Below are 15,381 nucleotides of genomic sequence, written 5' to 3'. Positions count from 1 at the left end.
TTTCAAACCTTTAAGCTAAACAATATCTATAAAATTATAAAATAAATACTACTGTATCAACTACATCTTATCTCATAGTTTCCGGTAACTGCGCATTGGCATCATCAGGGCTGGTGATATTAATGGCTTCAACAGCGGTTATTTCTGGAACAGCTTTTTTGATAGCTTCTTCAACCCCCGCTTTTAATGTCATAGTTGACATGGGGCAGTTGCCACAAGCCCCTAAAAGCTCAAGCCTCACCAAACCGTCATTGATGTCTAGCACTCGCACGTTTCCTCCATCTGCTTCCAGATATGGTCTAATTGAATCAAGTGCTTTTTCAACTCTATCTTTAATTTCCATCATTTATCAGTTAATCATTTCAACCTTTTTGGTTTCGGCTAAGTTCGCATTTCGGATAGCTACTTGCCTTGCCAATTTTTGGCTCAATTCTTTAAAAGCATCAGCGGTTACATCATCTTTCATAACTGCAGGTAAACCACTATCTCCACTTTCTCTAATGCTTTGAACCAATGGCATCTGACCTATAAAAGGTATATCAAATTGTTCGCTCAGTTTCATTCCGCCACCTTCACCAAAGATAAAATATTTATTATCAGGAAGTTCAGCAGGAGTAAAGTAAGCCATATTTTCCACTAAGCCCAAAATAGGCACATTAATTTGTGGTTGCTTAAACATTCCTATAGCTTTCTTAGCATCTGCAAGAGCTACTTTCTGCGGTGTAGTAACTATTACACTTCCAGTCACTGGTATGGTTTGTACCAATGTTAAGTGAATATCGCTTGTGCCAGGAGGTAAGTCAATTAACAAATAGTCAAGTTCACCCCAGTCAGTATCGCTAATAAACTGCTTTAATGCCGAGCTAGCCATTGGCCCTCTCCAAACAACAGCATTGTCAGGAGGTGTTAAGAAACCAATAGATATTAATTTAATTCCATATTGCTCGATTGGTATAATGGTGTTTTTACCATTGATTTCTTTTACTTCTGGCTGCTCATGTTCACAGTTAAACATGGTTGGGATTGATGGTCCAAAAATATCAGCATCAATCAAACCAACTTTTGCACCTGATTGTGCTAGTGAAACAGCAAGATTAGCAGTTACAGTAGATTTACCTACACCGCCTTTTCCAGAACCAATTGCGATAATGTTTTTTACATTAGGTAGAAGTGGAGCTGTATTTCTGGTAGAAGTAACATCTGAAGTCATATTTGGGAAAACCTGTACATCTTCTCCTACATGTTTATGAATGGCATTAATGCAATCTGTTTTAATCATCTCCTTAAGCGGACATGCAGGTGTTGTCAATACAACTGTAAAATGAATGGCATTTCCATCTACACTAACATCTTTAATCATATTCAGGCTTACCAAGTCTTTTTTTAGATCTGGATCCTGAACTGTTGATAATGCTTTTATTATGCTTTCTTTTGTAATAGCCATATATTTTTTACTCGTAAAAAGTCTTAATTTTGTATACTTGGGCGCAAGTTAAGTTTATTCGAATAAGCTAACAATACTCAGCCTTAAATAGTTGTTTTAAATCTCTTTTTAAGAAAAATCAGTGAATTTAAGTCAGAATACCATAAGTGAAGTTCAGGATAGAGCAGATATTGAAGAGGTAGTAGGAGACTATGTTTCTCTGAAAAAGAAAGGGCAAAACCTATGGGCTTGTTGTCCTTTTCATAACGAAAAAACACCTTCTTTCTCTGTTGCACCCAATAAAGGTATTTATAAATGCTTTGGTTGTGGAAAAGCTGGTGATGCCATACAGTTTATCATGGATCTGGAGGGGCTTAGTTTTCCTGAAGCTATAAAACAACTGGCAGAGAAATACGGTATTGAAATAGAAGAAGACGAAAGGCTTCCTGAACAGCAAGAGGCATACAATGAAAAGGAGAGTCTTTACATTGTGCTTAACTATGCAACCAATTATTATAAGGATTTACTTCATAATCATGAAGAGGGCAAATCAATTGGTTTAAGCTATTTTAAAGAAAGAGGCTTTTCTAAACAGACTATTGAAAAATTTAATCTTGGCTATGCATTAAACAGCTGGGATGGGTTATTAAAAGCAGCGCAGTCTGCAGGGCATAGCGAAGAATTGCTCGAAAAGTCTGGACTCATCATCAAAAAAGAAGAAACTGATAAGGTTTATGACCGCTTTCGTAATAGAGTAATATTTCCTGTTCATTCTATTAGCGGTAAGCCAATTGCTTTTGGTGCCAGAATATTAATTAAAGATAAGAAGCAGCCTAAGTATATAAATTCTCCAGAAACACCTGTTTACCATAAAAGTGAAGTACTTTATGGTATGTACCAAGCCAAGCAAACAATCAGAAATGAGGATAATTGCTTTTTGGTAGAGGGCTATACGGATGTAATCTCATTACACCAGAGTGGAGTAGAAAATGTAGTGGCTTCTTCTGGTACTTCATTAACCACCAATCAAATTCAATTAATCAGCCGATATACCAAGAATATCACTGTATTATTTGATGGTGATACGGCTGGTATCAAAGCATCATTAAGAGGAATAGATTTGATTCTAGAAGGTGGTTTGAACGTGAAGGTGGTTCTATTTCCCGATGGAGAGGATCCGGACAGCTATTCACAACGGCTAGGAGATGAAGCCTTTAAAAAATATCTGGAAGATAATGCGAAGGATTTTATCCGATTTAAGTCTGATTTACTTTTGGAGGATACTAAGAAGGATCCGATCAGAAAAGCAGAGACTATTCAAGAGATAGTACGATCTATCTCAAAGATACCTGATCCTGTTAAACGCGCTATTTATGTTAAGGAAACCAGTGAAATTCTGGAGATAGATGAAGCGATTTTGGTGGCTGAGCAGAATAAGATTATTCTACGTGAAAAACAGGTAAAAGGTGATATTACAAAGCAACAGGCTAATAATCTCAGTCATAATTATAGCCAGGCCTCCGAGCAGATTCAGAAAAAGTATAGCCCTTTTGAAGTGGCCGCTTTACAGGAAAAGGAAAGTATTAGGTTACTCTTGAGTTATGGTGACTTGCCGCTGGCAGAAGAAACTACTTTAATACAGTATTTAATAAATGAATTTAAAAGTACTGAATTCATTCATCCTGTTTACAAACGTATTTTCGAGGATTTTAAGAATTACTTAAATAAAGGTGAAATTCTTAATGAAGCGCATTTCATCAAAAATGGGGATGAAGAAATAAGAAAGGCAATTTTTTCATTATTTACTGATAGATATGAGTTGAGTGAAAATTGGGAAAAGAAATTCCAGATTTACACAATCCATGAAAGACATATTCTTAATGATTCTGCTTTTACTCATGTGCTGCGCTTAAAACATAGGTCTATTTTACATCTGCTTGATCTTAATGTTCAAAAACTTAGGGAGACAGACTCTTTAATTGAGGAGGAAAAGATACTCCGCTACCAAATGCAACTAAACGAGGCAAAACGAGAAATAGGCGATTTACTTGGTATGGTAGTGGTTAAGTAATTATCAATTAGTGACTAGCATTAACATTGGTGTTTCAATATTAATTAGTTAGAAATCGGTAAACAGCTCTGTAAAAAAGTAAACACATCCTGTCTGCTTTCGTTTTGATTTGTACTACTGGGTAAGAAAATATAATTACCTTTGTTCACCGCATTACATTGAATTTTTATGAGTAACAAAAATATACCTGTAGATAGCATAGAGGATGCTATTGAAGCAATCAAAAACGGGGAAATTATAATAGTTGTTGATGATGAGGATAGGGAGAATGAGGGAGACTTCATTTGTGCAGCAGAGAAGGTGACCCCTGAAATTATCAACTTTATGTCCAAACATGGTAGAGGTCTTATATGTGCCTCGATACCTGAAGAGCGCTGTGAAGAGTTAGGTCTAGAATTGATGGTTGGTAAAAACACGGCTCAGTTTGAGACTCCATTTACTGTTTCTGTTGATTTAATTGGACATGGCTGCACTACTGGTATTTCTGCTAGTGACAGGTCAAAAACAATTCAGGCACTTGTTAATCCTGATACCAAACCAGAAGAGCTAGGTAAGCCTGGTCATATTTTTCCATTAAAGGCCAGAAAAGGTGGAGTACTGAGAAGAACAGGACACACTGAAGCTACGGTTGATTTTGCTCGCCTGGCGGGATTACAGCCGGGAGGTGCTTTAGTTGAAATTATGAATGAAGATGGTACCATGGCTCGTCTACCTGATTTAAGAAAAGTAGCTGATGAGTTTGAATTAAAACTGGTTACCATCAAGGATTTGATAGAATACCGTCTTGAGCATGAGTCTTTAGTTGAAGAAAAGGTGATGGTTGAAATGCCAACTGATTTTGGAGATTTCAAACTCAAGGCTTACGAGCAAACTACTACCAAAGAAAATCATTTGGCTCTAATTAAAGGAGAGTGGGAAAAAGATGAACCTATTATGGTTCGTGTTCACTCATCCTGCGTAACTGGTGATATCTTCGGTTCATGCCGATGTGATTGTGGACCTCAACTCCATGAGGCTATGCAAATGATCGAGAAGGAAGGTAAAGGTGTAATTGTTTACATGAATCAGGAGGGTAGGGGTATCGGCTTGATGAATAAACTAAAAGCCTATAAACTTCAGGAAGAAGGTATGGATACAGTGGAGGCTAATTTACACCTTGGCTTCAAAATGGACCAGAGAGATTATGGTGTGGGAGCTCAAATATTACGCAAATTAGGAGTAAGTAAAATTCGCCTGATATCTAACAATCCTACTAAAAGAGCAGGGCTATTAGGTTATGGCTTGGAAATTGTGGATAATGTTGCATTGGAAATTCCACCTAACAAGCACAATGAGAACTACTTACGTACTAAAAGAGATAAAATGGGGCATACAATTCTTAAGAAGAATTAATTTGAGAATTAGCATTATCATCATATTACTTGCAGTTTTTTTTTCAAAGGGTATAGCGCAAGAGCTACCTAATGAAATGTGGCATCCTGGTGTGGTAGTGCTTAATGATGGCGATTCAATCAGAGGAAATATTCAGTACGACTTTAAAACTAATTTAGTCCAACTGGCTATTGATGGGCAGGTGAAAGCTTTTTCTTCACAGCAACTGCTATCTGTTAGCTTCCATGGTCAGTATTTTAAGCGTTTTAGATATTTCTATGCATTGCCATACAACCTCAATGGTTCAGTTGATGTACCTATTTTTTTTGAGATCTTAGAAGAAGGTCCAATTACCTTGATGTCAAGGGAATATGTGGTGGTTCAAAATAATAACAATTACAATTCACCATTTTACAGAGGTACCTCACGTACTTTGAGTTCAAGATCAATTCTATCTTATGACTACTATTTCTTAACCACTGACGGAAGAATAGTCCAGTACACTGAAAAGAAGAAGGATTTATTAGCTTTCTTCGGGAAGTATCAGAATGATGTGGAAAAGTATATGCGTAAGAATAAACTCAGATCAGATAGACAACTTGATCTTATTAAAATAACCAATTATTACAACGAATTAGCGGCAGATTAACATGGCAAACAAACCCCTTATTTTAGTTTCTAACGATGATGGCATTACCAGTAAAGGCATACGAAACCTGGTTGAAGTAATGCAGCAAATAGGAGAAGTAGTTGTAGTGGCACCTGATAGCCCTCAGTCAGGCATGGGGCACGCCATTACGATTGGTAATACTTTAAGGTTAGAGGAAACCAAAATTTTTGGTGATCAAGTTAAGGCCTATGAATGCTCTGGCACACCGGCTGATTGTGTAAAATTAGCTAAGAATCACGTTTTGAAAGATAGAACGCCAGATTTAGTAGTGAGTGGTATTAATCATGGCAGTAATACCTCGATAAGTGTGCTCTATTCAGGTACCATGTCTGCAGCCATTGAGGGTGCGGTGGAAGGATTTCCATCTATAGGTTTTTCATTATGTGATTATGCACACGATGCTGATTTCGAACATACATTACCTTATATTAAAAAGATAGCAGAGCAAGTATTAAATACAGGCTTGCCAAAATACACAACGCTTAATGTCAATTTCCCCCCAAAAAGAAATGAAGCACTTAAAGGCGTTAAAATTGTAAGGCAGGCGCATGCAAAGTGGCAGGAAGAATTTGATCAACGCTATGATCCTAATGGTAGAAGATATTTCTGGATGGCGGGCAACTTTGTAAACCATGATAAGGGAGAAGACAATGACGAATGGGCAATTGCTAATAACTACGTTTCAGTAGTTCCTTGTCAGTTTGATTTAACAGCACACCATACAATAAGCGTGCTTAATGATGATTGGGATATTAAAGTAGACTGATGGCAAAGAAAAAGCAAAAGAGCTATGAAGAAGCACTTCATGAATTGGAATCACTGCTTGAGAAAGTTGAGAGTGATGAAATTTCTATAGATGAATTGTCTAGCATGGTTCAGCAGTCTGTTGAACTTATAAAAACCTGTAAGAATCAGTTAAAAGGCATTGAGAAGAATATTGATGATTCTTTTAATGCAATGGAAGAATAAATCATATAATGCAGCTCCAGTTTTCTGAGAATATTTCACTCAAGCCCTATAATACTTTCGGTTTTGAGGTAAAGGCAAAATACCTGATAGAGATTAACCAAGTTGATCAGCTTAAAGCATTAATCAAATCTGAACTTTGGATAGAGAACAAGCATCTTATACTCGGAGGTGGTAGCAATATTCTATTGCAAAGAAATTTTGATGGATTGATAGTGCTTAATAAGCTGCTTGGCATCAATGTATTGCAACAAGATGATAGTAGTTTAATTGTTAGGGCAGGAGGAGGTGAGAATTGGCATGAGTTTGTTCAATACTGTATTGCTAAAAATTGGGGAGGAGTAGAGAATTTATCGCTTATACCTGGAACAGTAGGAGCGGCTCCCATGCAGAATATTGGTGCATATGGTGTGGAAATTAAGGATGTTTTTCATTCCCTTGAGGCCTTTAACCTAAAGTCAGGAGAAGTAGAGACTTTTACTGCGGACGACTGCAAATTTGGCTATAGAGAAAGTGTTTTCAAACATGAGTTAAAAGATCAGTACCTAATAGTTGCTGTACAATTCAAACTATCAAAGCCAAATGCACATCAGTTGAAGTTAGATTATGGCATCATCAAACAAACACTGGCAGAAAAAAATATTACTGAACCTTCTATTCAAGATATAAGTGAGGCCGTAATTCAAATCAGACAGTCGAAACTTCCAGACCCTAAGCAGATAGGAAATTCAGGTAGTTTTTTCAAGAACCCAATAATCAATAAACAGCAATTTGAGGAGCTGTTGAAAGAATATCCTTCTTTACCAGCTTACCGCATATCTGATGAAGAGATGAAAGTGGCGGCAGGTTGGCTTATTGAGCAGGCAGGCTGGAAAGGCTATGATGAAAATGGAGTAGGAGTTCATGATAAACAAGCATTGGTGCTTGTTAATAAAGGAAATGGCTCAGGAGAGGCAATAGCAGAACTGGCAAGAAAAATTCAGGATTCAGTATACTCCAAATTCAGAATACAGCTAAATCCTGAAGTTAATTTTGTTATTTGATATAGGTCATATCAACTATGACTTCAAACTCATCATTAGTTCCATCAAAATCAATATCTGAAGAATTATCAATGTCTGTATATTGTAGTTCTAATTTAGAACTAGATGATGAAAGAACAGTAAATTCGAATTCATCAGAAGAACCTTCATCTAAAATCAGTTTATTATTTCTCAAGGTCCAAGTACCAGTCACTGAGGACTCTCCAGGTATATCTGAAGTATAAGTATTGTTGCTGTTTAGGGTAATAGTTGCTCCATCGAATATTGATTCAATTTCTGATGAAATTAGTGCTTTATACAGATTAGCTTCATCCTGTCCCAAATAATCTTCAATATCCTGACCGTTGACATTGATTTCAATATCAACGTCTACTACATCCCATGCACCTACAAAATCTGCCTTTGCTCCTAAATCTTCATCTTCATTGCATGCTGAAAGAAAAAGGAATCCGGTAACTAATATCACTAATAGTCTAAAATTTTTCATTTATTTTTTTTAATTAACCGCAAACAAAACTAAAAGAAATATATACTCAAAGTTTTAGTTTGATTTTATTATATATTTTGTCAGTTAGATAGAGAGTTTTCTATCAATGGCCTAATTCCTTCTTTTAAAATATAAATTCATGTTGAATTTAATTTCAAAAACATCAAATTGGTTTAAAGTCAAATAAACGGTGTCTTTATAGGATAATTGTAAATTTGATGGGTCTAAGCTTATAATGTTGTAGGCTAAAGTATAACCATTGTTAGCCGTAAAAGTAATCGAATCTAGTTTTCTAAATGTCTTCCAACTTCCTGATGAAGTAATACTATCGGATTCATATATTTTATAGGTGCTGTCGGCTAATAATTCATATGTAAAGGGTTGAAAGTCTAAGGGTTGTTCACAATTCTTAGCTTGCTCTTCGCAAAAAAAGTATCAAAATCCTAACTAAGAAATTTAGTATCGGACAGTTGCCAATAACCAAGCAAGTTTAATTCTTCTTGCGGATTGGACTCTTCTTGATCACAAGATGAAATATAAATTAACATTAAGACCGTTGAGAAAATGATTTTTAAGGTTTTCATTTGCTATTAAATCATATGCGTAACATTCTCCAAATTACCCTCATACTTTTCAACTGAAACACCAAATTCTTTTAAAAAGTCAAGGCCTTCATCGTTAGCCAAACCTTTATATTCGGCATAAGAATTTAAGTAGATCACTTTTTTGATACCCATACTGTAAATAATTCTGGCACAAGAAATACAGGGGGAGAGTGTTACATAAAGTGTAGAATCTTCAACGGAGGCTTTGTTTTTTACAGCATACATAATGGCATTTTGCTCAGCATGTATAGCCAGTAAACAACTTCCTTTAGCATCTCTACCACAACCTGTTTCCGGATACTCTTCATCACAATTATGGGTACCTGCCGGTGGTCCATTATAACCAATAGAAATGATGCGCGTATCCTTTGTTAGCACAGCGCCAACATGTCTTTTTATACAATGTGAGCGTTTAGCCAGGTTAACGGCCAGCTCCATGAAGATATCATCAAACTGTGGTTTTTCCATAAAACAAATATAGCCTATTATAATGCGACTAAAAATTGTAAATTGCTTCGTGTTAAAATTAAAAATTGATCAAATGAAAAATACTCTAAGCATACTATCTCTTACTCTTTTACTTTTTTTAAGTGTTTCAGCTGTTAAAGCTCAGGAAGCACTCAAACAAAAGCCTAGTCCTTTAGGAATGGTAACTTATAAATTTGATGATGCCTATGTGAAGGTAACTTACGGAAGACCTCATTTAAGAGGTAGAGAAGCTTTTACTGCTGATGCACCATTAGCACCTACCGGAAAAATATGGAGAACTGGTGCTAATGAAGCTACTGAAATCACTTTAACAAAAGATGTATTAATGGCAGGTAACAAAGTTGAGGCAGGTACTTATACGGTATTCACAATTCCGGGAGAGGAGCAGTGGACTATCATTCTGAATAAGGATTTAGGTCAGTGGGGAGCATATAAGTATGATGAGAAAAAAGATTACTTGAGGTTTGAAGTTCCTGTAATGGAAGCGAAAGAAACGTATGAGCCTTTCACGATTATGTTTGATCAATCCAACGGGGAGGTTAAGATGCAGTTTATTTGGAGTGATACGCTTGTTGAAGTGCCAATCAATTTTATCAATTAAAGCACAATAATTTTCTAATTGAAAAAACCTCTTTAATTAGAGGTTTTTTTGTTTCAGCACTTATGAAAAAGATTATTAAAGAATTTAAGGAATTTGCCATAAAAGGGAATGTGTTTGATATGGCAATAGGTATTATAGTTGGTACCGCTTTTAGCAAAGTAGTATCATCATTAGTTGGTGATATTATATCTCCATGTATAAGTTACTTTACAGGAGAAGTTGATTTTACAAGTCTGGCCATAACCATTAAACCAGAACAACTCAATGAGCAAGGTAAGATTATACAAGAAGCTGTTGCGATTAATTATGGTAGCTTTTTACAAACTACAATAGACTTTGTTATCATCGCATTTTGCATATTCTCCGTGATAAAACTATTCAACTCCTTAAAGCGAAAATCTGAAAATGTAGAAGACAAGACGGTTTCTACTCCTAAGGATATCGAATTGCTTACAGAAATTAGGGATTTACTGAAGTCAGACAGAAAGTAATTTTATTTTCGGATCAATTAACGTAATTTAATAAAAAGGCTTGTGTTATGGCAGAAAGAGAATATAAAAGCTTCAAAGAGTTTTATCCTTATTATTTAACTGAACATCAGGATGCTACATGCAGAAAGTTACATTTCACAGGTACGGCATTAATTTTTGTAGTGTTGGCGTGGGCACTGCTTACACAAACATGGTGGGGGCTATGGTTAATTCCTGTCACAGGCTATGGGTTTGCCTGGGTTGGTCATTTCTTTTACGAGAAAAATAAGCCCGCTACATTTACCTATCCACTATGGAGTTTAGCTTCTGATTTCAAGTTGTTTTTTGATATTTTGAGGGGGAAGGAAAAGCTGTCTCCGAAAGGTTAAATTTTAGTTAGATTTCAATTCAAATAATAAATAAATGATTTTAAGACTAGTATTATTTCTGTTTTTTTTAAGCACTCCGCTGCTATCTCAAAATCCAACAATTGGATTAATTCATCATTCAGATCAGTCGGATGATGGTTATACGCTATTTACTCCAGAAAACAATAATTTTGTATATTTAATTAATCAATGTGGTTATAAAATAAACTCTTGGGAGTTTGATGATGTACCTAACAGAACAGCTTATCTTCTTCAGAATGGGAGCGTTTTAAGGGCGGGTATTGAAAAAATACAAATACGCGACTGGTACAATGAAGAAGTATGGAGTTATTCGACTAACTCTTTACAACAGCATCATGACATTGAACCTTTACCAAATGGTAATATCCTAGTAATAACATATGACTACTATAGCAGAGAAGAGATATTAGAAAAAGGTAAATCCCAGTTATTCGAAGAAGACTCCATAAGATTGGACAAAATAATAGAAATCAAGCCTGTTGGAACTAATGAAATTGAGATCGTATGGGAATGGCGATTATTTGATCATTTAATTCAGGACGTAGATTCAACTCTTGATAACTATGGTGTAATCAGTAACCATCCTGAATTAATGAATATTAATTATAGTCAAGAATTAAATTTTTCTCATGTAAATAGTATTGATTATAATGAGGAATTAGATCAGATATTGATTTCAGCCAGAAATTTGTCTGAAATTTTCATAATCGATCACTCTACTACTATAGATGAGGCCGCTGGCAACACAGGAGGTATTTTTAATAGAGGAGGTGACTTTTTATGGCGCTGGGGAAATAAGAATAATTACTTACTAGACTCTTCAGCTAATCAATTATATAGACAGCATGATGCTAAATGGGTAAATGATGGCTTTCAGGATGATGGCAAAATTACTGTTTTTAACAATAATCCAGGTGGTAATTCTAGTTTAATGATTATCCAAACAGAAATAAATAGTGATGAATATGTAATTAATGATGAAGGTTATTTGCCGCAAAATGAAGAGTTCTCTTGGAGTGGTAATATTTTAGGTCAAACACTACAAGAAAACAGAAAGGCAGGGGTTATGAGTCTTAAAAACGGAAACTTATTAGTTTGTGAAACTAGCAAAGGTAGAATATCAGAAATAAAGAAAGATGGCTCGCTTTTGTGGTCCTATATCAATCCAACAGGGGAAGGTATTTTTGATCAATATTCAGATACAGTGAATGGTACAGGTATTTTCAGGGCGATTAGATATCAAAAAGAATTTAGAGCCTTTGAAAATTTCGAATTAGATTTAGGCACAATTATCGAAGATGAAAATACGCTTTCAAATGGTTGTCAAAAACGAGTTTTATCCTCAAAGAATTTTCAAACGCAGTCATTGGTGGTTAATAATCCAGTTCACAATCAAACTCTTCAATTTGTTGATAAAGAAATGGCTGCAGAAAGACTTGTAATATATGATATGCATGGTAGAGCTATTTTTACAAGGGATTTAATAAAAGGTGAGGATTTGAATACATTTAACTTACCTTTTATTCAAGGGATGTATTTGTTAAATATTCAAACAGTTAATGGAGAGAATTATAATCAAAAAATATTAATAAAATAAAAAATTGTGATTTATTATCTTTCACACTCTGAGTGTTACATAAGGTTAAGTTTAAATTGGTAATTCTTAAGCTAGAAAGTCAAAATCAAAAAGTACTTTTATAAGATATGAATTTTTAAAACAAAAAACCCTGACGAAAAAAGGCCAGGGTTTTTGTGATCCGTCCAGGATTCGAACCTGGGACCTACTGCTTAGAAGGCAGTTGCTCTATCCAGCTGAGCTAACGGACCAAATCTATAATCTATGTGGGAAAATTAACCGCTTCTCCCGAATGCGAGTGCAAAGAAATATAATTTAGTTTTTCTATACAAGTGTTTCGCCAGTAATCTGAAAAAAAATTAACCTAAAGTGACAAGTGTTATACCATCACCACCTCGTTCTTCATGTTCATTCTTTAATGACTTAACATAGTTGTACTGTCTTAGGTAGTCTCTAAGTACCTTCCTCAAAATTCCATCTCCGCGTCCATGTAAAATGCTAACTTCATTATAACCAAGTACTAAGGCGTCATCTATAAACCTGTCTGCTGCCGTTATGGCTTCTTCTACCCGCATGCCTCTCACGTCCACTTGTTGAGAAAAATTGGTTGAACGTTCAATCATACCTGTTGAAGAGGCCGAATAAGATTTTTTCTTTTCTTTTTTAGCTTCACTTTTAGACATCCTCTGAAGTCGGTTCAGCTTTACTTTAGATTTAAGTTCTCCTAATAGTATTTCAGCTTCTTTATTACCTACGGCAAGCACTTCTCCAATAGCTGACTGTCCTTTTATGCGAACAAAGTCACCACTCTGAATAGCACCTTTTGCTTCCTTAAATTCATCGTTTCTGCTCGTGCTGCTTTCTTGTTCCTCCTTAGTAGGTGTTACTTTCTTATCAAATGCTTTGAGTTGTTCACGAGCCTGCTGTGTTACTTCTTTTTTAGCTTTTGATTCCTTTATTTCTCTTACAGCTTGTTCAATTCTTTTATTGGCTTCCTGAATGATTGCTTTAGCCTCACGCTTAGCTTCAAAAATGATATTTTTCTTTTGCTCGTTAAGGAAATTGTTGAGCTCCTCGTATTCTTTAACTGTTTCTTCCAGTTGATTTTCTCTTCCTTTAATATCTTTAAGCTGCAGTTCCAGACTTCTTTTTTCTTTACCTAGCGCATTTAACATTTTATCATAATTCACACGCTCGGTACCAATTTTTGACTTGGCGGATTTAATTACAGCATGAGCAATCCCCATTTTCTCTGCCACTTCCAGCGCAAATGAACTACCTGGTTTCCCGATTTCTAATTCATATAGTGGTGAAAGGTTTTTAACATCAAACTTCATGGCACCATTTAGAACATTAGGGTACTTTTCTGCAAAATTTTTGATGTTGTCATAATGTGTAGTAATAACCCCAAAAGCCTTTGCCTTGTAAAGCTCCTCCAAAATAGATTCGGCTATGGCACCTCCAAAACGTGGTTCTGTCCCCGTACCAAATTCATCAATAAGAAACAGTGTTTGCTTGTTTGCCCCATCTAGAAAGTGCTTCATATTCTGCAAGTGAGAGCTATAGGTACTTAAGTCATTTTCAATGCTTTGTTGGTCACCGATATCAATGAATAAGTTTTTAAAAATACCACATTGACTATCAGGCATGGCCGGTATTAACAAGCCATTCTGAAGCATATACTGTAGAAGTCCAATAGTTTTTAAGCTTACTGATTTACCGCCAGCATTAGGTCCTGAAATAATAAGAATTCTGTTATCGGGATTAAGCTGAACACTAAGATCAACAACCTCTTTACCTTGCTTTTCCAAGCTTAATTTGAGCAGGGGATGTTTCGCTTTATTGAGTACCAGCATGCGCTTATCAACCAACTCTGGTAAATAGGCATCTATTTTTAACGAAAATCTCGCCTTTGCCCTTATAAAGTCTACTACTGCTAGAAATTTATAGGCTCTATCTAATGCATCTAACTCAGGCTTCACTTGGGCAGTCAGAGCAGTTAAGATTTTTACAATCTCTCTTCGCTCTTTATACTCGAGTTCACGTACCTCATTATTCATTTCAAGAGCTTCTGCCGGCTCAATAAACAAAGTTTGACCAGTGGCAGATTGATCATGAATAAAGCCTTTAATGCGCTTTTTATATTCTGTAAGTACAGGTATTACTAGGCGGCCATCACGTATGGTTATAGAAGCATCTTCAGGTGTGTGACCATTTTGAGAAGCTTGTCTATAAATTTTTTCAACTACACTTCTTAGTTGCGCCTGTACTTTAAAAATTGATGATCTTATATTTGAAAGCTCCTGGCTGGCATTATTTCTTAGTTTTCCTTTATCATCTATTTTGTCATCAATTGCTTCAAATAGCTTTTTATCGAGCGCAACGTTCTTTCGCAGTGTATAAAGTTCCTGATATTCTTCTTCATAGGTATCAAAAAAAGAAATACACTCCAGTATAGTATTCAGGCTAAGCTTAAGCTGATAAAACTCTTCTTCAGAGAAGAAAGAACCTGTTATTTTAGCTCTTTTAATAAAGCCACTAACATCTATGTAGTTGCTATTAGGAAAATACTCTCCTGATTGGATTATTTTTTTGAACTCGTCAGTTTGTAATAAGAGCTTTTGAAGTTTCTCAAAATGAGATAAGAAACTCATTTTGTCTACAATAGATTGACCTAAGGTACTTGTGCATTCTTCTTTCAGATGTTCCCTGATTTTGTCGAATCCAATACGTTGCTCAAAATCTGCAGGTAATATCATGTTAGTTACGATCTTTCTTTTTTCTGTTCTCAGCTTCTCTTACTTGCTCTTGTAAACTCAAACTGTCAATTACTATATCGTAAACTGATTCAAGCTCATTAGGATTCTCCAGATAATAGGCAAAGCTCTTTTTATAGATGGAGTCGCTTACATTAAAATCCTCAAATATTTTTAGCTCGTAATGTCGAAATACAACCTTGGTGGAATCATGCTTTAAACCCACATGACTCACCTTATATTCAGCATTATATATTTCAGCTATTATTTGTGCCATTTTTTCAGGCGGTATAATACCGTTCGGCACAGATTCCTTTTTAGAGCAGGAAACAATTATTAATATTGTAAAGACAAAAAGTAGGGTTTTATGCATTATGTTGTTGTTTGAATAAGGCAACTATAAATACGCCAATGAGTTAAATACATTATTTACTATTTTGGGC

Annotated in this window: 16 protein-coding genes and 1 tRNA gene; 10 read left to right on the top strand and 7 right to left on the bottom strand. The window is 35.5% G+C overall.

The features are described from left to right. Positions 1-67: 67 nt before the first annotated feature. Positions 68-343, bottom strand: a complete 276-nt coding sequence (locus tag JKP34_RS13665; protein WP_201922545.1) for a NifU family protein — start codon at positions 341-343, stop codon at positions 68-70. A gap of 6 nt (positions 344-349) precedes the next feature. Continuing rightward, a complete protein-coding gene (locus tag JKP34_RS13660) occupies positions 350-1,444 on the bottom strand; it encodes an Mrp/NBP35 family ATP-binding protein (RefSeq protein ID WP_201922541.1) in 1,095 nt (364 codons plus the stop codon). 121 nt (positions 1,445-1,565) lie between these two features. Between JKP34_RS13660 and dnaG the strand changes: the two genes are divergently transcribed. The 6 genes from dnaG to murB all read left to right on the top strand — a co-directional run bounded on the left by dnaG (position 1,566) and on the right by murB (position 7,544). Continuing rightward, positions 1,566-3,494 (top strand): DNA primase, encoded by a 1,929-nt coding sequence (gene dnaG / locus JKP34_RS13655; RefSeq protein ID WP_201922538.1) that lies wholly within the window; start codon positions 1,566-1,568, stop codon positions 3,492-3,494. Between the two features lie 168 nt (positions 3,495-3,662). After that, a complete protein-coding gene (locus tag JKP34_RS13650) occupies positions 3,663-4,886 on the top strand; it encodes a bifunctional 3,4-dihydroxy-2-butanone-4-phosphate synthase/GTP cyclohydrolase II (RefSeq protein ID WP_201922535.1) in 1,224 nt (407 codons plus the stop codon). Further along, positions 4,825-5,514, top strand: a complete 690-nt coding sequence (locus JKP34_RS13645; RefSeq protein ID WP_201922531.1) for a hypothetical protein — start codon at positions 4,825-4,827, stop codon at positions 5,512-5,514. Before JKP34_RS13650 ends, JKP34_RS13645 begins: the two co-directional genes overlap by 62 nt. A gap of 1 nt (position 5,515) precedes the next feature. After that, positions 5,516-6,301 carry a 5'/3'-nucleotidase SurE gene (gene surE / locus JKP34_RS13640; RefSeq protein WP_201922528.1) on the top strand — a complete coding sequence of 262 codons (786 nt, stop codon included), beginning with the start codon at positions 5,516-5,518 and terminating at the stop codon, positions 6,299-6,301. Beyond that, the gene (gene xseB, locus JKP34_RS13635) at positions 6,301-6,504 is read left to right on the top strand and encodes an exodeoxyribonuclease VII small subunit (protein ID WP_201922526.1); all 204 of its coding nucleotides are present in this window, start codon (positions 6,301-6,303) and stop codon (positions 6,502-6,504) included. The genes surE and xseB overlap by 1 nt, the downstream gene beginning before the upstream one ends. A gap of 8 nt (positions 6,505-6,512) precedes the next feature. Then, positions 6,513-7,544 carry a UDP-N-acetylmuramate dehydrogenase gene (murB, locus tag JKP34_RS13630; protein WP_201922523.1) on the top strand — a complete coding sequence of 344 codons (1,032 nt, stop codon included), beginning with the start codon at positions 6,513-6,515 and terminating at the stop codon, positions 7,542-7,544. On the opposite strand, the gene JKP34_RS13625 is transcribed toward murB, so the two are convergent. Next, entirely contained in the window at positions 7,537-8,031 is a 495-nt protein-coding gene (locus JKP34_RS13625; protein ID WP_201922520.1) for a lipocalin family protein, read from the bottom strand. The genes murB and JKP34_RS13625 overlap by 8 nt on opposite strands. Before the next feature lie 590 nt (positions 8,032-8,621). Continuing rightward, positions 8,622-9,104 carry a deoxycytidylate deaminase gene (locus tag JKP34_RS13620; RefSeq protein WP_201922517.1) on the bottom strand — a complete coding sequence of 161 codons (483 nt, stop codon included), beginning with the start codon at positions 9,102-9,104 and terminating at the stop codon, positions 8,622-8,624. Between the two features lie 73 nt (positions 9,105-9,177). Between JKP34_RS13620 and JKP34_RS13615 the strand changes: the two genes are divergently transcribed. The 4 genes from JKP34_RS13615 to JKP34_RS13600 all read left to right on the top strand — a co-directional run bounded on the left by JKP34_RS13615 (position 9,178) and on the right by JKP34_RS13600 (position 12,203). Then, positions 9,178-9,726, top strand: a complete 549-nt coding sequence (locus tag JKP34_RS13615; protein ID WP_201922515.1) for a DUF2911 domain-containing protein — start codon at positions 9,178-9,180, stop codon at positions 9,724-9,726. A gap of 62 nt (positions 9,727-9,788) precedes the next feature. Continuing rightward, positions 9,789-10,217 carry a large-conductance mechanosensitive channel protein MscL gene (gene mscL / locus JKP34_RS13610; RefSeq protein WP_201922512.1) on the top strand — a complete coding sequence of 143 codons (429 nt, stop codon included), beginning with the start codon at positions 9,789-9,791 and terminating at the stop codon, positions 10,215-10,217. 47 nt (positions 10,218-10,264) lie between these two features. Beyond that, on the top strand, positions 10,265-10,585 hold the full coding sequence (locus JKP34_RS13605; protein ID WP_201922509.1) for a DUF962 domain-containing protein: 321 nt from the start codon (positions 10,265-10,267) through the stop codon (positions 10,583-10,585). A 34-nt stretch (positions 10,586-10,619) separates the two neighbouring features. Next, complete coding sequence (locus JKP34_RS13600) at positions 10,620-12,203, top strand: aryl-sulfate sulfotransferase (RefSeq protein WP_201922507.1); 1,584 nt, start codon at positions 10,620-10,622, stop codon at positions 12,201-12,203. A gap of 156 nt (positions 12,204-12,359) precedes the next feature. Here JKP34_RS13600 and JKP34_RS13595 read toward each other — a convergent pair. From JKP34_RS13595 to JKP34_RS13585, 3 genes are all read right to left on the bottom strand, one after another. Further along, positions 12,360-12,433, bottom strand: a tRNA-Arg gene (locus JKP34_RS13595). Positions 12,434-12,541: 108 nt separating this feature from the next. Further along, positions 12,542-14,941, bottom strand: a complete 2,400-nt coding sequence (locus JKP34_RS13590) for an endonuclease MutS2 (RefSeq protein WP_201922503.1) — start codon at positions 14,939-14,941, stop codon at positions 12,542-12,544. Between the two features lies 1 nt (position 14,942). Then, positions 14,943-15,311 (bottom strand): DUF4296 domain-containing protein, encoded by a 369-nt coding sequence (locus tag JKP34_RS13585; protein ID WP_201922500.1) that lies wholly within the window; start codon positions 15,309-15,311, stop codon positions 14,943-14,945. Positions 15,312-15,381: the final 70 nt, after the last annotated feature.

Origin of the sequence: Marivirga atlantica (genome assembly GCF_016734805.1) — a bacterium.
GTDB classification, from domain to species: domain Bacteria; phylum Bacteroidota; class Bacteroidia; order Cytophagales; family Cyclobacteriaceae; genus Marivirga; species Marivirga atlantica.
Note: the sequence above shows the minus strand (reverse complement) of the source record. Positions and strands in the feature narration are given on the sequence as shown.